This is a genomic window from Bradyrhizobium cajani (genome assembly GCF_009759665.1).
Taxonomy (GTDB): Bacteria; Pseudomonadota; Alphaproteobacteria; order Rhizobiales; family Xanthobacteraceae; genus Bradyrhizobium; species Bradyrhizobium cajani.
The window spans coordinates 381481-401862 of the sequence record NZ_WQNE01000002.1; the positions used below are offsets into that span (position 1 = coordinate 381481).

The window sequence follows — 20382 nt, forward strand, 5'->3', positions numbered from 1 at the left end:
TGCGCGCATATAGTTGTATGATACAACTATATGCCGGGAGTCAAGATGGCCGATCTTTCGCTGATCGACGACATCCGCGCCGCCTCGCGGCTGATGGTGCGCGAGCTCGGCTTCATGGATGCGACGGTGGCGGCGTCGGACTATCCGCCCTCGGCGGTCCACACCATTCTGGAGATCGGCATCCGCGGTCCGATGAATTCAGGCGAGCTCGGCGATTTCCTGCGGCTGGAGAAATCCAGCGTCAGCCGCCTGGTGCGCAAGCTGATCGACTGCGGCGAGCTCAAGGAGACGCCGGATGATGCGGATGCACGCAGCAAGCTGTTGTCGCTGACGGCGAAGGGACGGCGCACGCTGGAGGCGCTGCACGCATTCGGCCGGCAGCAGGTGAGCGGCGCGCTGGCGGCGTTGACGGCGGCCGAGCAGCACACGGTGCGCGAGGGAATGATGCTCTATGCGCGGGCGCTCAAGCAGAGCCGGATGGAAGATGGGGCGGCGGCGTGAACTCCGCTGCCGTCCCCGCGAACGCGGGGACCCATACCGCGTGATCTATCGATGAAGTGCAGGTGTCAGCACCGAGTAACTACCGGTCTTCGTAAAATTCCTGCCTGTGGTTATGGGTCCCCGCGTGCGCGGGGACGACGGCGAGTGTTTGGCGCGAGCGGGCCTCAATCACACCGCCCCCAAGTCACTTCCCAAGTCACTTCCCGAACTCTTCCCGCATCTTCGCCTGGATCTTGGCCATGCCGCCGATCCAGCGGTCGTAGTTCTCGGTCTTCTTGCGCATGTAGCCGAGCACCTGGGGGTGCGGCAGGATCAGGAACGTCTCCTGCTGGAGGCCGGCCAGCACGTCTTTCGCCACCTGCTCGGGCGTGAGGTCGCCGTCGCCGGATTGCGGGCCTTTCGGGATCGAGCGCAGCATGTTGGTGTCAACGCCCTGCGGGCAGAGGATCGAGACCTTGATGTTGTGGGCCTTGTGCGAGATCGCGAGGTTCTCGGCAAAGCCGACCGCGGCATGCTTGGTGGTGGAATAAGCGGGGCTGCCGACCTGCGACAACAGGCCCGCGGCCGAGATGGTGTTGAGGAAATAGCCGCCGCCGCGCGCCTTCATGCGCGGCACCAGATGCCGCGCCGCATAGACATGGGCCATGACGTGGATGGCCCAGCTCCGCTGCCACGGCTCGTCGGAGGCGCCGCCGGCATTGACGGACATCGGATCGAAGCCGCCGCCGATGCCGGCATTGGAGCAGAACAGCTCGATCGGGCCGAACTGCCGCTCGGTCTCCTCGATGACATGGGCGATGTCCTTTTCCTGCGCGACGTCGCATTTGAAGGCGGCACCGTCCACCATGGCAGCGACCGCCCTTGCGTTGGCGGCATCCATGTCCGCGACCACGACCTTGGCCGCACCCGCATTGTGAAAGGCCTCGCACAGCGCCTTGCCGATGCCGTTTGCGCCGCCCGTGACGACCACGACCTTGCCGGTCACCTGCATGCGACGTCTCCTCTTGGCTCGTATTGTCTTGTGTTGCCTTATACCGCTTATCCCGCTTCGCGGGACTTGCTCAGCTCAACACGAGGTCGAGCACCGCGGTATAATGGCACGCCGCGCCGGCCAAGACAAAGCCGTGCCAGATCGCATTCTGGAAGCGCAGCCGCCGCCAGGCGTGGAAGATCACGCCGAAGCTGTAGAGCAGGCCGCCCGCAAGCACGAAGCCCAGCACCAGTGCCGGCAGCGCCCTGACCACGGCGTCGTAGAGCATCACGCCGCTCCAGCCCATCGCGAGATAGATGCCGACCGACATGCGGTCGAACCGGCCGGGGTAGAAAAGCTTCAGCACGATGCCGAGGATCGCCACGCACCAGACGCCGGCGAGCAGCACCAGCGCGAACACGCTGTTCTTGAGCGCCAGGATGAACGGCGTGTAGGTCGCCGCAATCAGCAGATAGATCGCGGAATGGTCGAACCGCCGCAGCAGCCACTTGGCCGGCGACACCGGCCAGAGATTATAGGTCGCCGACAGCACCAGCATCGAGAGCAGGCCGGCGACATAGATCGAGACGCCGACGATGTCGGTGGCATCGGCATAGACCGCGGTCAGCACCACCAGCACGGTCGCGGCGATGATGCCGGAGAGGACGCCGATCGCGTGGATGATGCCGTCGGCGATCAGCTCGGCGCGATCGTAGTTCCAGCCGATCGCGTCGGCTGCCGCATGGACGGAGGTGGATGCGAGCTGTTTCAATTGGAAGACCATCATGGCAATCCGCAAGGCGTGGCGATGAACTCTTCTATGGGTCTTTCGGGATCGGCGCGTCGTTCAAACGGCTGATTTGCCGACAAAGGCGGTGGAAGTATGAAGCTTGATTTTCGTCAAGTAGTTGCCACCTTTGTGACTAGTCCATTTTGCGTATCCCCGCCCGAGATCCCTCGCGTTCATATGGCATTCAGTTTCCAGGATATGGTCGAGGAGGCGCGGCTGTCGGCCCGGGCGCTGATCGACTATGGCGAGCACTTCTTCAATCCGACGGTGCGGCTTGGCGTCACCGGCCTGTCGCGGGCCGGTAAGACGGTATTCATCACCGCGCTGATCCACGGGCTGACGCGCGGCGGCCGGTTTCCGGTGTTCGAGGCCTATGCCTCGGGCCGGATCGCGCGGGCGCATCTGGCGCCGCAGCCGGACGATGCGGTGCCGCGCTTTGCCTATGAGAACCATCTGCGTGCGCTGATCGAGGAACGGGCCTGGCCGAACTCGACCGTCGACATCAGCGAGCTGCGCCTCGTCATCGACTATCAGCGCCAGAACGGCGCCGACCGCACGCTGACGCTCGATATCGTCGACTATCCCGGCGAGTGGCTGCTCGACCTGCCGCTGCTGCAAAAGAGTTATGAGCAATGGTCGGCCGAAAGCCTTGCGCTGTCGCGCGAGGCACCCCGGGAACATCTTGCCGTCGATTGGCACGCGCATCTTGCAACGCTCAAGCCCGAGGCGCGCGAGGACGAGCAGGCGACGCTCACCGCGGCAAAGCTCTTCACCAACTACTTGCGCGCCTGCCGCGACGAGCGCTTCGCGATGAGCCTGCTGCCGCCCGGCCGCTTCCTGATGCCGGGCAGTCTCGCCGACACGCCCGCGCTGACCTTTGCGCCGCTCGATGTCCCGGCAAACGGCCAGGCACCGGACGGCTCGCTGTGGGCGATGATGGTGCGCCGTTTTGAAGCCTACAAGGACGTCGTGGTGCGCCCGTTCTTTCGGGATCATTTCGCCCGGCTCGATCGCCAGATCGTGCTCGCGGATGCGCTTGCCGCGTTCAACTCGGGGCCGGAGGCGCTGCACGATCTCGAAGCCGCGCTCGCCGGCATTCTCGACTGCTTCCGCATCGGCCGCAGCACGTTCCTCTCCAGCCTGTTCCGTCCGCGCATCGATCGCATCCTGTTCGCAGCGACCAAGGCGGACCATCTGCATCATTCCAGCCACGACCGGCTCGAGGCTGTGCTGCGCCGCGCCGTCTCGCGCGCCGTGGCGCGCGCGGAAGATACCGGCGCGCAGATCGACGTGGTGGCGCTTGCCGCCGTGCGCGCCACCCGGGAAGCCCAGGTCGCCCATGGCCGCGACAAATTGCCGTCCATCCTCGGAACGCCCGCCGCGGGCGAAAGCGCCGGCGGCGAGTTCTTCGACGGCAGCACTGAGGTCGCGACCTTTCCGGGCGATCTGCCGCTGGATCCCGAGCCGCTCTTCAACGGCACGGATGCGTTCCGCGGCCTCTCAAGTGCTGCCGCCGGGAAGAGCGATTTCCGCTTCTTGCGCTTCCGCCCGCCCAAGCTCGAACGCGAGGGAACGAGCGAGCCGACGCTGCCACACATCCGCCTCGACCGTGCCTTGCAGTTCCTGATCGGAGACAAGCTGTCATGAACGACCGATCCCAGCAGCGGCGGCCGGCGACGTTCCGGCTCGACGATCCCGGCGTCGTCGTCACCGAGGCCGACGAGACGGCGCGGCTCGGCCGTACCACCATCCAGATCACGCCGGAGCCCGATCCGCTGGCGCTGCCGGTGCCGGTCCAAACCGCGCTTCCGGCGCGCCGCGGCTTTCCCTGGGGCGCGCTGTTCTGGTCCGGCGTGGCCGGGCTGACGCTGCTCGGCGTCGGACTCGGTGTCGTCCATCTGATCGAGGACCTGTTTGCGCGCAGCGAAAGCCTCGGCCTGGTCGGCCTCACCTTCGCCTTCGTCACCGCGCTGGCGCTCGCGGTGGTGATCGGACGCGAGGCGTTTGGTCTTGCGCGGCTCGCGACGATCGAGAAGCTGCATCAGCGCGCAGCCGCAGTGCTTGCCAGCGACGATCGCAAGGAGAGCCGCGTCATCGTGCAGGACCTGCTCAAGATCGCGCACCAGAACCCGCAGCTCGCGCGGGCGCGGGCCACGCTGGAGAGCCACGCCGGCGAGATCATCGACGGTGCCGACATGATCCGGCTCGCCGAGCGCGAGTTGATGTCGCCGCTGGACGCGGAAGCGCGGCGGCTGGTGTCCTCAGCCGCGCAGAAGGTCTCGATCGTGACCGCGGTCAGCCCGCGCGCCGCGATCGACGTGCTGTTCGTGTTCGTGGCCGCGCTGCGCCTGATCCGCCAGCTCGCCTATCTCTATGGCGGCCGCCCCGGCGCGCTCGGCATGATCCGCCTGCTCCGTCACGTCATCGCCCATCTCGCCATCACCGGCGGCATGGCCGCGAGCGACAGCCTGGTGCAGCAGATGCTCGGCCACGGCATCGCGGCGAAGCTGTCGCAGCGACTGGGAGAAGGCGTGCTGAACGGACTGCTGACGGCGCGGCTGGGGCTCGCCGCGATCGACGTCACACGACCGCTGCCATTCGCGGCGCTGCCGCCACCGAAACTGTCGGATTTGGCGACGGATCTGCTGCGGAAGAAGGATGAGGAGTAGCGGCTTTCTTACCCTCCCCCTCCAGGGGAGGGTAAGAGAAGGCTCGCTAGCTAGGCGACCGCGCGTCGCTCAAATTCCCCCGCCAGCACGCGCCACTGGAACAGTGGCGAATCCTTTGGCGGCGACAATTCCGGGGTCCAACCGGTGAGCTTCTCAATCACATAGGTATCCGTGAGAACGCCGCGCCAGCGGCGCTCGACCTGGCCGAGCGGCTCGCGCCTGGCGGGGATATTCTCCCATAGCGATGAACGATTGTCCGGCTCGCGGCCGACATAGATGCCGGCGTGGCCCCTGATCCGGTCCATGCCGGGGTCGCGGAAATCCTGGAAGCGGCCGCGCTCGTTGATCTCGACGACCGGCACGCGGCCCCGGAACAGCCAGCGCATCATGGCGTAGGTGCGATAATCCGTGGTCGCGATCCAGGTCGCGCCAGTCTCGTCCAGTGCGGCCTGCGCGCGCGCGGCAACCTGGTCATAGCCGGCCTCGGCGCCGATCGGATCGATCTTGCCGAGGAGATTCCAGGGCGCGGCGACGTAATAGAGGAACACGATGACGACGAAGGCGATGCCCGAGACGACGGCCGTGTTGGCCCAGAACAGACTCGACCGGATCATCCGCGCCGACCACTTTTCCCGTGGCAACATCGCAAGGTTCACCGCCGCAGCCGCGAAGCCGACCGGCCACATGAACATCGGCCAGGTGTCGCCGACCCTGAGCGTCATCGATTTCGCGAAGAAATACAGAAACGGCACCAGCACCGCGGTCGACAGCAGGATCGCGACCGGCTCGCGCCTGCGATAGCCACGCCACGCCGTCAGCACCAGGCCCATCAGCACCACCGGCAGCATGACGAAGCCGACGAGGCCGAATTGCAGGCCGATGTAGTCGCCGATCGTGCGCAGCGAGATGCCGTAGTTGGCGGTCGCGCGCACACCCTGGAAGCGGAACGAAGCCCAGTCGTGCTGCGCGTTCCAGATCAGCACCGGCGAGAACACGGCGATCGCAACCAGCACGGCGAGGTAAGGATAGGGGCTGCGCAGCCAGCGCCAGCGCCAATCCGGCACCAGCAGGAAGGCGGCGACCGCGGGTGCGAACATGATCGCGGTGAATTTCGACAGCATCGACAGCCCGGCGAACAAACCGGCCGCGAGCCACCAGCGGCCGTCGCCGCTTTGCGCAAGCCGCACCAGCGACCACACCATCGCCACCGCAAACGGGATCATGGCGACGTCGGGAGCGACCTTGGCCATCAGCAGGCCGTAGTAGAGCGCGGCCTCCGGCATCAACAGCACGAGGACGACCGCGCGCACATCATGGGTGAGGCGGCGGACGATATCGGCGAGCAGGAGTTGCGTCACCAACATCGCGACAATGCCGCCGAAGCGGACGCCGAGCGCGGTGTCGCCGAAGATCGCGGTACTGAGGCGGATCAGCCAGGCGATGCCGGGAGGATGATCCAGGAAGCTCAGCGCCGCCTCCTTCGACCAGGTCCAGTAATAGGCCTCGTCGGTGCGCAGCTCGATCACGGAGGCATAGACGATGCGCAGCACCGTCATCGCGGCGATGATGAGCACGGCGATGACGAGGGGACGGCGCGCGGCGCCGTGGGGGGACATGGTGATAGCAGGGGATGTCGTCACGGCCGCGCTTTTCGCCAACCTGGAAGGGGGAGTCAATGCGGCGCCCCCACATGCGGTGTCGTCCCGGGCCAGCGAAGCGCAGACCCGGACCCATAGCCACAAGGAGGAGTTATGGCACAAGCCGGTAGCCAAGAGTCTTCGCCAAACCACTCCCTGTGGTTATCGCGACGAGCGCAAGCGCTCGCGCGTGGGTCCCGGATCTGCGCGCGCCTAGGGCCGCGCTTGTCCGGGACGACAGCGGAGAGGATGGCTGCGGATGGTGGGCACGGCGCGCAAGGGCGCGCCTCCACCCTACGGTTTCGTAACCTTGCCGCTGATGTGATCGGGCAAGCTGTCCACCGCCGGAATTAAACGCTACGCTGGCTGTTCCTCTTCATGAACTGATACAATCGGACCATGGCCACTGCTCCTGCTCACATGACCGAACTCGTCCGCGCGACCAGCGCGCGGCAGGTACGGCTGGTGTGCGGCATCATCCTGTTCGCCTACGTGGTCAGCCATTTCCTCAACCATGCGCTCGGCAACATCTCGGTCGACGCCATGGAGGCCGGGGTCTACTACCACGTCCTGTTCTGGCAGTTCCTGCCCGTGACGATCGTGTTCTACGCGGCCGCGCTGATCCACGCCGGACTCGGTGTGTTCGCGCTGTACCAGCGTCGCGAGTTTCGCTGGAAGACCGTCGAGCCGCTTCAGCTCGTGCTGGGCCTGAGCATCCCCCTGCTGGTCATGGCGCATGTGATCGGGATACGGCTCGGCCTGACGCTCTACGGGCACGAGAAGCTTTACCCGCAGGAGCTCTATCTGTTCTTCGTCCTGGCGCCCGCCCGGCTCTGGCAGATGACGATTTTGCTCGTGGTCGCCTGGGTGCACGGCTGCATCGGCATATACTTCTGGCTGCGCATGAAGACCTTCTTCGCGCGCGCCGCACCCTATCTGCTCGCAGCCGCCGTACTGATCCCGACGCTGGCGATGCTCGGCATCTACCAGGGCGGGCGCAGCGTTGCTGCCGACAGCGACGACGCGGACTGGCGCAAGACGAACTATACGAGGCAACAGGTCGGCACGGTCGCGGAAAACAAAGTGCTCGACCGCATCAGCGGCGGCCTCGTCATGGGCTATTTCGGCCTGCTCGGCGTGGTGCTGCTCGCGAGGGGCGTGCGCGCCTTGCGCGAACGGCGCGGCGGCACGATCGCGCTGTCCTACGGCAACGGCAAGACGGTGCGGGTCCCCAAGGGCCTCTCCGTGCTGGAGGCAAGCCTGCGCCACAACGTGCCGCATGCCAGCGTCTGCGGCGGCCGCGCCCGCTGTTCGACCTGCCGCATCCGTATCATCGGCGACCATGCCGTCCTGCCCGAACCGTCGCAGCGCGAGGCGTTCGTGCTGACCCGTGTCGGCACCGCCGATCCCTCGATCAGGCTCGCCTGCCAGCTGCGGCCGACATCGGACCTCTCCTTCTTCCAGCTCTTCACCCCGCAAACGCTGTCGGCAAACGCGAGCGGCTCGACGCCCGCCAGGATCGGCCAGGAGCGCTATCTCGTCAGCCTGTTCGTGGACATGCGCGGCTCGACGCAGCTTGCCGAGAAGCGGCTGCCGTTCGACACCGTCTTCATCGTCAACCGCTTCCTCGGCGCGGTCTCGCAGGCCGTGATCGAGAACGGCGGCCAGCCGAACCAGTTCGTCGGCGACGGCATGCTGGCGCTGTTCGGGCTGTCAGCCGATCCGCAGACCGCCTGCCGGCAGGCGCTGAAGGCAGCCGCCGGCATCGCGACGCATATCGACGAGCTCAACGAGCTCCTCAGCCATGACCTGCGCCAGCCGATCCGCTTCGGCATCGGCATTCATGGCGGCGAGGTCATCATCGGCGATATCGGCTATCGCGATCACATCGTCTTCACGGCGCTGGGCGATGCCGTCAACGTCGCGGCCCGCCTCCAGGACATGACCAAGTCACTGGCCTGCGAAGCGGTCGTTTCGGAGGAAGTCGGCCGCACCGCGGGCCTCGCCGACGACGCGCTGCCGCAGCAGGAGGTCGCGATCCGCGGCCGCGACGAGCCGATGGCCGTGCGGGTGGTAGCGGATGCGAGGGAGTTGACGGCGCTGGTCGACGGCAACGCACGCGTCGCGGCTTGATCTTTCTTCACCTCTCCCCGCTTGCGGGGAGAGGTCGGAATGCGAGCGTAGCGCGGATTCCGGGTGAGGGGGACTCTCCGCGAGTCCAACTCTCACCGTCCCCGTGGAGACTCCCCCTCACCCCAACCCTCTCCCCGCATGCGGGGCGAGGGAGCACACCTGCGCCGCGGCAATAACTCGACTCGATCTCATCGCCGCGCAACACCGGCCTGCTGCAACGCAGCGGCATGGGCTTGCTGCGAAAGCACGAATTGACTTCATCCAAATCGTTGCGACAGATGAGCGCAGGATTGCGGAGATGACCCGCGATCCAACGAAAAGCTCCGGGAGGAGACCATGTTCGATCGACGCGACCTGCTCAAAGGAGCGGGCCTTGCCGCCGTTGCGGCCACACTCAATTCCACGAGGGCGCTGGCACTCGACACCGTCACCCTGCCCTTCGCCAATGGCGAACGGCCGCTGGTGAAATATCCGCAGAAGCGGCCGATGATCGGCCTGACCAGCCGGCCGCCGCAGCTGGAGACGCCGTTCGCGGTGTTCAATGACGGCCCGATCACGCCGAACAACGCCTTCTTCGTGCGCTACCACCTGTCGGACCTGCCCTACAATCTCGACCCCGACAAATTCATGCTCGAGGTCAAGGGCAAGGTCGACAAGCCGCTCAAGCTGTCGCTGAAGGACATCAGGAAGATGAAGGCGACGGAAATCGTCGCCGTCAACCAATGCTCCGGCAACAGCCGCGGCTTCTTCGAGCCGCGCGTCGCCGGCGGCCAGCTCGCCAACGGCGCGATGGGCTGTGCGCGCTGGCGCGGCGTGCCGCTGAAGACCGTGCTGGAGATGGCGGGGGTGCAGGCCGGCGCCAAGCAGGTCACGTTCAACGGCATGGACGGCCCGGTCAGCGACAAGACGCCGGATTTCGTCAAGGCGCTCGATCTCGATCACGCCGCCGACGGCGAGGTGATGCTGGCCTATGGCATGAACGGCGAGGACCTGCCGTTCCTCAACGGTTTTCCGCTGCGCCTGATCGTGCCCGGCTATTACGGCACCTACTGGGTCAAGCACCTCAACGAGATCGCCGTCATCGACAACGTCTATGACGGCTTCTGGATGAAGTCGGCCTATCGCATTCCGGACACGCCGAACAATGCGATCGAGCCAGGCACCACGCCGAAGGCGACCATCCCGATCAATCGCTTCACCATCCGCTCCTTCATCACCAGCGTGCCCGACGGCGCCAAGCTGAAGGCGGGAGCCACAACCCTGCGCGGCATCGCCTTCGACGGCGGCAAGGGCATCAAGGAGGTCCAGGTCTCCACCGACGGCGGCAAAACCTGGGCGCAAGCCAAGCTCGGCAAGGACCTCGGCAAATACGCCTTTCGCGAATGGAAGCTGCCGGTGAAGCTCGCGGCAGGCAGCCACGAGCTCAAGGTGCGCGCCACCGGCAATGGCGGCGAGACCCAGCCGGACACGCCGCGCTGGAACCCGGCGGGCTACTTGCGCAACGTCGTCGAAACCGTTCGTGTCAGCGTGGCCTGAGGGAGAATGATCATGCAGCGCACCGTTCTCCTCGCCATCACCCTCGCCCTAGCCGCCGCGGTGGGTTCGGCACCTGCCGCGCCGGTCAATTACAAGACGCCCGACGAGGTCGCCGTCTTCAAGCCGGGGCCCAATCTCGAGGTCGTGCAGGGCAATTGCAGCGCCTGCCACTCGTCCGACTACGTCGCCACGCAGCCGCCGATGAAGGACAAGAAGGCTTTCTGGCAGGCCGAGGTGACCAAGATGATCAAGGTCTATGGCGCACCGATCGACGATGCCGATGTCGGCAAGATCGTCGATTACCTGGCCGCGACTTATTGACGGAGGGCGCGCGGCGTGCGGGCCATTTGACCGTGAAACGGGCAAAATCGGCAAAAACGCCGCGAAGTTGAGCGGAATTCGGCGAAATGCCGATGTGGTTTGAGCTACCAAGCCTGCCACATTCCGCGTATCCTGTTAGGACCGAACCGGCCGGTTGGCGGGGACTGGCGATTCGAGATCTCGGAGGAAGACCCGCGGAGAAGTCGTGATGGCTAAAGGTACGGTCAAGTGGTTCAACCCGACGAAGGGTTATGGATTTATCCAGCCTGCGTCGGGAGGCAAGGACGTGTTCGTGCATATCTCGGCAGTGCAGAAGGCCGGTCTGTCGACCCTCAACGAGGGACAGACGGTTGAATACGAAGAGATCGCAAACCGGGGCAAGACCTCCGCAGAGAACCTCAAAGTATAAGCCCGCCAGCCTTTGCTGCCTCCCGGATTGATCCGGGAGCCGGGCCAAGAAAATTTTAGAAGACGGCCAGTGCATTCGACGACATGCGTTGCGATTGCACACGGAGAGCTATTTTTCCCGCGCAGACCGCGCATTCAACGCCACAGCAATGACAATCGCGACAGCATTTCGTTACTCCACCGGCAACGGTGCGTCGCGCTTGATCTCTTCCATCACCGCATAGGTTCGCGTCTCGCGCACGCCCGGCATCGACAGCAGGGTCTCGCCGAGGAAGCGTCGATAGGCGGCCATGTCCGCAAGCCGCGCCTTCACAAGATAGTCGAAGCCGCCTGCAACCATGTGACACTCCAGCACTTCGGGCGCGAGCTTCACCGCGCGTGCGAAACGCTCGAAATTGTCGGGCGTTGTCTTGTCGAGCAACACCTCGACGAACACCAATAGACCGAGGCCAAGCCGGTGCGGGTTGAGCCGGGCGCCATAGCCTTCGACAAAACCCTCGCGCTGCAAGCGCTTGAGCCGCTCGCCGATCGAGGTCGGCGACAGCCCGATGCGCTCGGCGAGCTCGACATTGGCGATGCGCCCGTCCTGCTGCAAGATCGAGAGGATTTTCCGGTCGGTCCGATCGAGTTCCATGCTTTATAAGGTTATACAGTCCATGATCTTCATTTTCTAAGGCAAATCGGCTAAGTTGTCTATCGAACTACGGTCACGCGGGCCTTATCCTGGATTTCAGCCACAGGACACGCCATGCCGAACATCCCGCCTCCCTTCTCCGCCCCCTACGCGCCCGATGATTTCGACATCGCCGCGCGCCTGTTGCCGGCGTCGCATCTTGGCCCGCTGCAGGAGGCGCGAATCGACCGCACGGCGACGCGGCTGATCGAGGCGATCCGCAAGCGCGACGACCACCTCGGCGGGGTCGAGGACATGCTGCGGGAGTTCGCGCTCTCGACCAAGGAGGGGCTCGCGCTGATGGTGCTGGCGGAAGCGCTGCTGCGCGTGCCGGACGCGCGCACCGCGGACCAGTTCATCGAGGACAAGCTCGGCGAGGGCGACTTCATCCATCACGAGACCAAGTCCGCCGCCTTCCTGGTCAACGCCTCGGCCTGGGCGCTCGGCCTGTCGGCGCGGGTGATCCAGCCGGGCGAGACGCCCGACGGCACCATCGGGCGGCTGGTGAAGCGGCTCGGGGCGCCGGCGGTACGCTCCGCCACACGCCAGGCGATGCGGCTGATGGGCAATCATTTCGTGCTCGGGGAAACCATCGAGCAGGCGCTGGAGCGGGGCCGGCCGCGCTCCGGCCAGAAGCCGCGCTACTCCTTCGACATGCTCGGCGAAGGCGCGCGCACGGCTGCGGATGCCAAGCGCTATTTCGACGCCTATGCCAGTGCGATTCTGACCATCGGCAAGGCGGCGGGCCCCCATCCCCTGCCCGACCGGCCCGGCATCTCCGTCAAACTCTCGGCGCTGCATCCGCGCTTCGAAGCAATCAGCCACGCGCGTGTGATGCGCGAGCTGGTTCCGCAACTGCTCGATCTGGCCCAGCGCGCCAAAGCTCATGACCTCAACTTCACCGTCGATGCCGAGGAAGCCGACCGGCTCGAACTGTCGCTCGACGTGATCGCAGCGACGCTCGCCAATGCGTCACTTGCCGGCTGGGATGGATTCGGGCTCGCGATCCAGGCCTATCAGAAGCGCGCGAGCGCGGTGATCGACTATGTCGATGCGCTGGCGCGCGCGCATGACCGCAAGCTGATGGTGCGGCTGGTCAAGGGCGCCTATTGGGACACCGAGATCAAGCGCGCGCAGGAGCGCGGGCTCGACGGCTATCCCGTGTTCACGCGAAAGGCGATGACGGACCTGAACTTCGTTGCCTGCGCCGCGAAGCTGCTGGCCCTGCGGCCGCGCATCTTCCCGCAATTTGCCACCCACAACGCACTGACGGTCGCGACCGTGCTGGAACTGGCCGGAGGCAGCGGCGGCTTCGAATTCCAGCGCCTGCATGGCATGGGCGAAGCGCTCTACGAGCAGCTCGCCAAGGACCATCCCGACATCGCCTACCGCACCTATGCCCCGGTCGGCAGCCATCGCGACCTGCTCGCCTATCTGGTGCGTCGGCTGCTCGAGAACGGCGCAAACTCCTCCTTCGTGGCGCAGGCGGCCGACTACCGCGTACCGGTCCCGGCCCTGTTGAAACGGCCCGCGGACGCGATCGAACGTCCCCAACAGGCAGCCCATCCCAGGATTCCGCTGCCGGGCGACCTGTTCGCGCCGGAGCGGCGCAATTCGCATGGCGTCGAATTCGGCGAGCGTGCCGCGCTCGACCGGCTGCTGGCCGACGTCAGGGGCGAGCGGTCCGATCTCGCGCCTGTTGCCGATGCAACTCCGGATCAGGCCAACGCTGCGATAGAAGCGGCGGGCGCTGCCTTTGCCGTCTGGAGCCGGACGCCGGCGGCTACGCGTGCGGCGGCACTGGAGCAGGCTGCGCATCTGTTGGAGAGCCGCAGCGCCAGCTTCATCGCGCTGCTGCAAGCCGAGGGCGGCAAGACGCTCGACGATGCGCTGTCCGAACTGCGCGAGGCCGCCGATTTCTGCCGCTATTATGCCGCGCAGGGCCGCAGGCTGTTCGGCGCTGATGCCGCCATGCCGGGCCCGACCGGCGAGAGCAATGCGCTCGCCATGCGCGGCCGCGGCGTGTTCGTGGCGATCTCGCCCTGGAATTTCCCGCTGGCGATTTTCCTCGGTCAGGTCACGGCGGCGCTGATGGCCGGCAATTGCGTGGTGGCCAAGCCCGCCGAGCAGACGCCGCGCATCGCGCGCGAGGCGGTGGCGCTGCTGCACGAGGCTGGCATCCCCAAGGGCGCGTTGCATCTCGTCACCGGCGACGGACGTATCGGCGCCGTGCTGACCGCGCACGCCGACATTGCCGGTGTCGTCTTCACCGGCTCGACCGAGGTTGCCCGCAGCATCAACCGCACGCTCGCTGCCAAGGACGGACCGATCGTGCCGCTGATCGCGGAGACCGGCGGCATCAACGCCATGATCGCGGATGCCACCGCACTGCCCGAGCAGGTCGCCGACGACGTCGTGACCTCCGCCTTCCGCTCCGCCGGCCAGCGCTGCTCGGCACTGCGGCTGCTGTTCGTGCAGGAGGACGTCGCCGACCGCATGATCGAGATGATCGCGGGCGCGGCGCGGGAATTGAAGATCGGCGATCCCGCCGACGTCGCCACCCATGTCGGCCCTGTGATCGACCAGGAGGCCAAGCAGCGGCTCGATGCGCACATCGTACGGATGAAGACCGAGGCGCGGCTGCATTTTGCCGGCACCGCGCCGGAGGGCTGCTTCGTCGCGCCGCACATCTTCGAGCTCAGGGACGCCGGCCAGCTCACCGAGGAGGTGTTCGGCCCGATCCTCCACGTCGTACGCTATCGCGCGGAAAACCTCGAACGCGTCCTGCAAGCGATCGCGCGCACCGGCTATGGCCTCACCCTCGGCATCCACTCCCGCATCGACGACACCATCGAGGCGATCATCGATCGCGTCCAGGTTGGCAACATCTACGTCAACCGCAACATGATCGGCGCCGTGGTCGGCGTGCAGCCGTTCGGCGGCAACGGCCTGTCCGGAACCGGCCCCAAGGCCGGCGGCCCGCACTACCTCGCGCGCTTCGCCACCGAGCAGACGATTACGATCAACACCGCGGCAGCCGGCGGCAATGCTGCCTTGCTTGCAGGAGAGGAGTGAAGCCCTGCGCCTGGCGCCGTTGCATCCCGCCGAAACATCGGTCTAATGCTCCCACCACTTGCCCGCGCCAATTCCAGCGCGCGGGAAACAACAAGAGCGAGGGAGCAACGCCGCGATGGACAAGGGCATTTTTGCGGGGCTGAAGGTTCTGGACTGCGCGAGCTTCATCGCAGCGCCCGCGGCCGCGACCGTGCTGTCGGATTTCGGTGCCGACGTCATCAAGATCGAGCCGCCCGGCACGGGGGATCCCTACCGCAACCTGCCCAACCTGCCGGGCTATCCGACCGGCGAGCACAATTTCGCCTGGCTGCTGGAGGCCCGCAACAAGAAGAGCATCGCGCTCGACCTCTCCAGGCCGGAGGCGCAGGCCGTGCTCTACAAGCTGGTGGAAGAGGCCGACGTCTTCATCACCAACATGCCGCCGCCGGTGCGCGCCAAGCTCGGCATCACCTATGACCATCTCGCCCACCTCAACGACCGGCTGATCTACGCCTCCTTCACCGGCTACGGCGAGAAGGGCGAGGAAGCCAACAAGCCCGGCTTCGACAGCAACGCCTATTGGGCGCGCTCCGGCCTGATGGACCTCGTCCGCGCCGACACCGGCACGACGCCGGCCCGCTCTGTCGCGGGCATGGGCGACCATCCCTGCGCCATGGCGTTCTACGGCGCCATCGTCACCGCGCTGTATCAGCGCGAGAAGACCGGCAAGGGCTCGCACGTCGCCTCCAACCTGATGGCGAACGGGGTGTGGGCCGCCAGCGTGCTGGCACAGGCCAAACTCTGCGGCGCCAAGTTCGGCGAGCGCCGCCCGCGCGAGCGCGCGCTCAACGCGGTGGTCAATCACTACCAGTGCAAGGACGGCCGCTGGCTGATCCTGTCGCTGCTGAGCGAGGAGAAGCAGTGGCCGATCCTCGCCCGCTGCCTCGGGCGCGAGGACCTGATCGATGATCCGCGCTTTGCCACCAAGGCCGATCGCCATGCCCGCTCGGTCGAGCTGATCAGGATCTTCGACGAGACCTTTGCGACCAAAGACCTCGCCGAATGGCGAAAGATCCTCGACCGCAACGGCCTCGTGTTCGGCGTCGTCGCCATTCTCGACGACATCCCGAACGACCAGCAGATGCTCGATAACGAGGTGCTGGTGCCGTTCGAGAACGACACCATGCTGACCATCTCCAGCCCGATCTGGATCGATGGCGCCACGAAGGTGCAGCCGCGCAAGCCGCCCGCGGTCGGCGAGCACAGTGACGAGATTTTGCGCGGGGCGGGATACGACGAGGCGGCGATCAGGCAGCTGCGGTCGTCGGGAGCGGTGGGGTAACGCGACGTGCTGGCGCTACGCACTCCGCTGTCGTCCCGGCGAACGCCGGGACCCATAACCCCAGGGAGAAGTTTGGCGAAGACTCGTCGTTCGGTACCCCTACCGATCACGGCCGATGGATTCCGCGGTATGGGTCCCGGCGTTCGCCGGGACGACACAGAGCAAGCGGCGACACCTCGACGACAGATGCATTGCTGGATTGCTTCGCTGCGCTCGCAATGACGGCGTGGAAGCATCTCGTTATAACAATCGACAAAACACCGCCTCGCGAGGTCCCCATGCCCAGCTATCGCCTGCACTACTTCCCCGAATCCGGCAACAGCTACAAGCTGGCGCTGATGCTGACGCTTTGCGGCGAGACCTTCGAGCCGGTCTGGACCGACTTTGGCGGTGGCGTCACGCGCACGGCGGAATGGCGCCGGAGCGTAAACGAGATGGGCGAGATTCCCGTGCTCGAGGTCGACGGCGTGAAGATGACGCAGACCGCGCCGCTCCTGCTCAAGCTTGCCGATCAGTACGGGCGGTTCGGCGCCGAGACGGAAGACGAAAAATTCGAGCTGCTGCGCTGGCTGTTCTGGGACAACCACAAGCTCACCGGCTACATGGCGACCTACCGCTTCATGCGGGCGTTCACCGAGAAGAACGATCCGCAGGTGCTGAAGCATTTTCGCCGGCGGCTCGAGGACTTCCTCGGCATTCTCGACGGGCATGTCCAGCACAACGCCTTCGCGATCGGCGCGAAGCCGACGGTCGCCGACATCTCGATGATGGCCTATCTGCACTATCCGAGCGACGAGCACGGCTTCGATTTCGCGACGAGCCATCCGGCCATCCACGCCTGGCTCGGCCGCATGGCCGCACTGCCCGGCTGGAAGCCGGCCTATGAGTTGCTGCCAGGCAAGCGCATGACGAATTACGCGAAGTGAAGTGCTCTCTTCCCCCTCGCCCCGTTCTTACGGGGAGAGGGTTGGAGTGAGGGGCCTCTCTCCGCGCATGAGATCGTCGAGGGACCTGTACCCCCTCACCCGGATTGCATCTGACGATGCAATCCGACCTCTCCCCGCAAGCGGGGCGAGGTGAACCCGCGGCTTACTTCACGATTCAATCGAAAGAGTCCGCAGCCTACCTCAGCGCCAGCCAGCCGAGCGTGAACAGGATGCCGCCGACGATGACGATGACCGCGACCGCCCAGATGCTGACGCGGACGCTGCCGGTGACCTGCTTGGCTTCCTCATTGCGCGCAATCTCGCGATTGCGCTCCTTGTTGGCTTCGCTGGTATCCGTCATGGGTCATCCGAACCTGTTGGGGGTCGAACCTAACGCGTCTTGATGAAGCACATGCCGATGCGGCTCGAGGCCGCGGCAGCCTGACAGGTGAGACCGTTAGCACAACTCCATGACGTAAAACTCTCATCCCGCGTTCCCGATCCCGCATTTTGCAGGGAACAATGCGCACCCCAGCCATCCTGATATTCGCTGCCGGCCAGCTCGCGGCTGCCGCGGGTCTGCGGGCGGTCGGCAAATCCGCGTGAGAAATCAGGACGCTTGCCCGCGGCAAACGCGGTCAGGATGTCACGGCGGCGCAGCTGGTCGCCAAGGAAATGCGGCGAGGCCGGCACGATGGTGGACTTGGACGGCTGGTCAGCAAGCCAGTCGACGCCCGGGAAATGGAAGCCGCCGATGCCGCGGGTCTGGTGACAGCCGGCACAGGTGACGTCGTTGAGACGGCGCTGGAAGCCCGCCACCGAGCGGATGTTCTGCATGTCACCGCGCGCGGTCGCCTGCTTCAGGGCACCGACCACGTCGTCATCGCTGAAGACGGGATCGCCTTTGCCTTCCCCTTGCATCATGCCGAACTCCGGCTGGAGTGCAGAGGCATCAAGGCCAGCCGGCGTCGGCACCACCGCGGCTCTGGCCAGAAACTTCTCCGGGATCAGCACCGTGCCGCGATCGAACTCGCGGAGATGATCGGGCGCGAGCAGCCAATGCTTGAAGTCGCGCCGAAGATCGTTGTCGGCGAGAATGCGGTCGCGATCGATCTGGTTCTCCAGCGTCGATTCCTCGAACTGCTTCGTGGCGGCGTCATACTTGAACACCTTGAGCAGATAATCGGAGCGGAAATCATGCAGCGCCGATTTCGGCGCGACGGAGACCTGGATGTTGGTCTCGATGCGATCGAGCATGGCGTCGGAGGGATGGAAAGAACCGCCGATCAGCTCCTGCCAGTCGCCGTTGTCGAGCCAACGCCGCGCGACCTCAGCGCAGGCGATCGGCCTGCCGTTCCCGTCCGTCTGGCGCGCGTCGCGCGCCTTCATCACCAGATTGAACGTCATCGGCAGGCGCGTTGCGGTCTTGCCGCCCTCCGGCCTGTTGTCGAAACGCGCAAGACGGTAGATCAGGCGGATCTCGCCGCAGGACTCTTCCGACACATAGGCGCGGTCCATGCGGTTGACGATGCCGGCCAGCACGAAACGCGTGTCGCGGGATTTCAGATTGGCAAGGTCGAACAATTGCGCGTCAAAGCCCTCGCCGACGCCGATGGTCTCGCCCGGATATATCGCCCTGTACCGCGCGATGTAGCGATCGAACTCCGCATCGATCGCCGGCGGTATCGCTTTGAGCTGCGGCAACGACGAGAACATCAGGTCGGTCGCGAGCGGAACGTCCGCGTTCAGCTCAGGCCGCAACAGGCGCGAGATCGTCAGCGTATCGTTCTGATCCAGCTTGCGCAAGAGATCGGGATCGGTAATCGCCGTGCCGCGCGCCAGCTGCGCGTTCTCCGCCGCCGAAAGCGAAACGACGCCGCCAAACAATGCGGCGACAGCAACGAGAATTCGCAGCGCTCGGCTCATGCCTCCAGTAACACCGCGGAGGGACGCCTATTCAAGCAAAAAGGCGCTTCACATGGTGGTGAAGCGCCTCTTCGGAAGCAAGAGATCGAACGGCTAAGGCGCGATGAGATTGGAATGAATCGTCATCGCGCCTTAGGTTATTGTTTGAGCATGATCTTTTCGGAAAACCGCTTCGCACTTTTCCGGATCATGCTCAGCGCGCGACGATCAGGCCCTTGCTGGTGACGACGACCCAGCGGCCGTCCTGGCGGCGGATTGCATCGACACGGCCAACGCCGGGGATGGGATCGCCGGGATAGACCTCGTAGAGGCCGTCGCGGCCCTCGATCAGCGCACCGCCATTGGCAGCGTTGCGCAGCCTCCAGCCTTCGATCGTCGGCAGGCGGCCGACCTCGGTCTTGGGCGCGGCGGGCGCCGGAGGCGGTGCGGCGGCGGTCGCAACCTGGGTCGGTGCGATCGAGCCGGTGGTCTCCTTGGCGGGCGCCGCGGCTGCGGCCTGTGCGGGGGCGGCAGGCGGCGTGGCACGGAGCTTGTCGACGGTCTCCGACAGCTTGGCGATCTTGGCCATCGGCTCGGCCTGCGCCTTCTCGAGCTTGTCGAGACGGTCGTTGGCCCGGTTGAGCTGGCTGACGCCGGTTTTCGAGCTGTGCTCGACATTGGCCTTCAGTGCGACGAGGTCGGCATCGATCCGCGCGACCGAGGCGTCGAGCGCGCTGGTGTCGGCGACCCGGACCGGCGCCTGAGCCGGGGCGGCGAAACGCATCATGCCGGCAGTCGCGAGCGCACCGCTGATCGCGCCGACGCAGGCGGCAATCGCCACCACCGCGGCCATCGCCGACAGGCGGCGCTTGCCGCCGGTCTCGCGCGGCTCCTCGGCCTTCACATGGGGGGCAAAGTCCTCGCGGTCCCAGGAGCGCTCCGACGGCGCCATGACGATGAGCTTGCCGGGCTTTGGCTCGGGCTTGGATTCGGCTTTGGTTTCGAACTTCGGCACCTCGATCCTTGGTGCCTCGATTTTTGGTGCCTCGATTTTTGGCGGTTCGACCTTGACGGGATCAGGCTTGGGCGGCGCCTCATGGTCGGGGGCGATCGAGGGGGCTTCGATCCCGGCGGCCTCGACGGCCTGCGGCGCGGTCGCTGCGGCTTCGACCACGCCATGATCCTGGGCAGCCTGCTCGGGCATTGGTTCGCTCACGGCTCAAATACTCCAGTCCTGGTTGACCTTTTGGTAACTTTCATTGCTTGCGAAATCCTTACCTCCGGACCCGCTTACCGGAATTTTAGGAACTTATCCGGGGCTGAATTTGGCCGGGAAAGTGGAACCGGCGTGGCGAGCATGAAACAATTTGTAACCGGGGGAAGATGAACGGCTGCGCAACGGCGACACGAGGCGCAATTCCCAACCCGTCATCCTGAGGCGCGAGCCATGAGGCGCAACGCGCAGCATGGAGAGCCTCGAAGGATGAGCGGCCGCGCCGTTGCAGCCGGACCGTCGC

The 20382-nt window shown here is 65.6% G+C and carries 17 protein-coding genes; 10 read left to right on the forward strand and 7 right to left on the reverse strand.

Translation table 11 applies throughout. The features are described from left to right. Window positions 1–45: 45 nt before the first annotated feature. Window positions 46–501 carry a MarR family winged helix-turn-helix transcriptional regulator gene (locus GPL20_RS04485; protein WP_167532881.1) on the forward strand — a complete coding sequence of 152 codons (456 nt, stop codon included), beginning with the start codon at window positions 46–48 and terminating at the stop codon, window positions 499–501. Between the two features lie 196 nt (window positions 502–697). On the opposite strand, the gene GPL20_RS04490 is transcribed toward GPL20_RS04485, so the two are convergent. Further along, complete coding sequence (locus GPL20_RS04490; protein WP_157328056.1) at window positions 698–1492, reverse strand: SDR family oxidoreductase; 795 nt, start codon at window positions 1490–1492, stop codon at window positions 698–700. A 70-nt stretch (window positions 1493–1562) separates the two neighbouring features. Further along, window positions 1563–2258 carry a PAQR family membrane homeostasis protein TrhA gene (gene trhA / locus GPL20_RS04495; RefSeq protein ID WP_157328058.1) on the reverse strand — a complete coding sequence of 232 codons (696 nt, stop codon included), beginning with the start codon at window positions 2256–2258 and terminating at the stop codon, window positions 1563–1565. 180 nt (window positions 2259–2438) lie between these two features. Between trhA and GPL20_RS04500 the strand changes: the two genes are divergently transcribed. Further along, window positions 2439–3908: a YcjX family GTP-binding protein gene (locus GPL20_RS04500; protein ID WP_157328060.1), complete on the forward strand. Its 1470-nt coding sequence runs from the start codon at window positions 2439–2441 to the stop codon at window positions 3906–3908. Then, window positions 3905–4930 (forward strand): YcjF family protein, encoded by a 1026-nt coding sequence (locus tag GPL20_RS04505; protein ID WP_157328062.1) that lies wholly within the window; start codon window positions 3905–3907, stop codon window positions 4928–4930. Before GPL20_RS04500 ends, GPL20_RS04505 begins: the two co-directional genes overlap by 4 nt. Before the next feature lie 50 nt (window positions 4931–4980). Here the strand turns inward: GPL20_RS04505 and GPL20_RS04510 are convergent, their stop codons facing one another. Next, the gene (locus GPL20_RS04510; RefSeq protein WP_157328064.1) at window positions 4981–6546 is read right to left on the reverse strand and encodes a glycosyltransferase family 39 protein; all 1566 of its coding nucleotides are present in this window, start codon (window positions 6544–6546) and stop codon (window positions 4981–4983) included. Window positions 6547–6966: 420 nt separating this feature from the next. On the opposite strand from GPL20_RS04510, the gene GPL20_RS04515 reads away from it, so the two are divergent. From GPL20_RS04515 to GPL20_RS04535, 4 genes are all read left to right on the forward strand, one after another. After that, window positions 6967–8700 (forward strand): adenylate/guanylate cyclase domain-containing protein, encoded by a 1734-nt coding sequence (locus tag GPL20_RS04515; protein WP_157328065.1) that lies wholly within the window; start codon window positions 6967–6969, stop codon window positions 8698–8700. Between the two features lie 336 nt (window positions 8701–9036). Further along, complete coding sequence (gene sorA / locus GPL20_RS04525) at window positions 9037–10236, forward strand: SorA family sulfite dehydrogenase catalytic subunit (RefSeq protein WP_157328067.1); 1200 nt, start codon at window positions 9037–9039, stop codon at window positions 10234–10236. Window positions 10237–10248: 12 nt separating this feature from the next. Continuing rightward, window positions 10249–10557, forward strand: coding sequence for a SorB family sulfite dehydrogenase c-type cytochrome subunit (gene sorB / locus GPL20_RS04530; RefSeq protein WP_167532882.1), 309 nt, complete (start codon window positions 10249–10251; stop codon window positions 10555–10557). 208 nt (window positions 10558–10765) lie between these two features. Beyond that, window positions 10766–10966, forward strand: a complete 201-nt coding sequence (locus GPL20_RS04535; protein WP_008563500.1) for a cold-shock protein — start codon at window positions 10766–10768, stop codon at window positions 10964–10966. A 171-nt stretch (window positions 10967–11137) separates the two neighbouring features. Here GPL20_RS04535 and GPL20_RS04540 read toward each other — a convergent pair whose 3' ends face one another. After that, window positions 11138–11599 (reverse strand): Lrp/AsnC ligand binding domain-containing protein, encoded by a 462-nt coding sequence (locus GPL20_RS04540; RefSeq protein WP_157328071.1) that lies wholly within the window; start codon window positions 11597–11599, stop codon window positions 11138–11140. A gap of 114 nt (window positions 11600–11713) precedes the next feature. Between GPL20_RS04540 and putA the strand changes: the two genes are divergently transcribed. From putA to GPL20_RS04555, 3 genes are all read left to right on the forward strand, one after another. After that, the gene (gene putA, locus GPL20_RS04545) at window positions 11714–14713 is read left to right on the forward strand and encodes a bifunctional proline dehydrogenase/L-glutamate gamma-semialdehyde dehydrogenase PutA (protein ID WP_157328074.1); all 3000 of its coding nucleotides are present in this window, start codon (window positions 11714–11716) and stop codon (window positions 14711–14713) included. A gap of 115 nt (window positions 14714–14828) precedes the next feature. Beyond that, window positions 14829–16034 carry a CaiB/BaiF CoA transferase family protein gene (locus GPL20_RS04550; protein ID WP_157328076.1) on the forward strand — a complete coding sequence of 402 codons (1206 nt, stop codon included), beginning with the start codon at window positions 14829–14831 and terminating at the stop codon, window positions 16032–16034. A gap of 278 nt (window positions 16035–16312) precedes the next feature. Continuing rightward, on the forward strand, window positions 16313–16960 hold the full coding sequence (locus GPL20_RS04555) for a glutathione S-transferase family protein (RefSeq protein WP_157328077.1): 648 nt from the start codon (window positions 16313–16315) through the stop codon (window positions 16958–16960). Between the two features lie 196 nt (window positions 16961–17156). Here the strand turns inward: GPL20_RS04555 and GPL20_RS38685 are convergent, their stop codons facing one another. The 3 genes from GPL20_RS38685 to GPL20_RS04565 all read right to left on the reverse strand — a co-directional run bounded on the left by GPL20_RS38685 (window position 17157) and on the right by GPL20_RS04565 (window position 20069). Next, window positions 17157–17321 (reverse strand): hypothetical protein, encoded by a 165-nt coding sequence (locus GPL20_RS38685; RefSeq protein WP_167532883.1) that lies wholly within the window; start codon window positions 17319–17321, stop codon window positions 17157–17159. A gap of 29 nt (window positions 17322–17350) precedes the next feature. After that, on the reverse strand, window positions 17351–18886 hold the full coding sequence (locus GPL20_RS04560) for a hypothetical protein (protein WP_157328079.1): 1536 nt from the start codon (window positions 18884–18886) through the stop codon (window positions 17351–17353). A gap of 193 nt (window positions 18887–19079) precedes the next feature. Then, window positions 19080–20069 carry a hypothetical protein gene (locus GPL20_RS04565; protein ID WP_157328237.1) on the reverse strand — a complete coding sequence of 330 codons (990 nt, stop codon included), beginning with the start codon at window positions 20067–20069 and terminating at the stop codon, window positions 19080–19082. Between the last annotated feature and the right edge of the window lie 313 nt (window positions 20070–20382).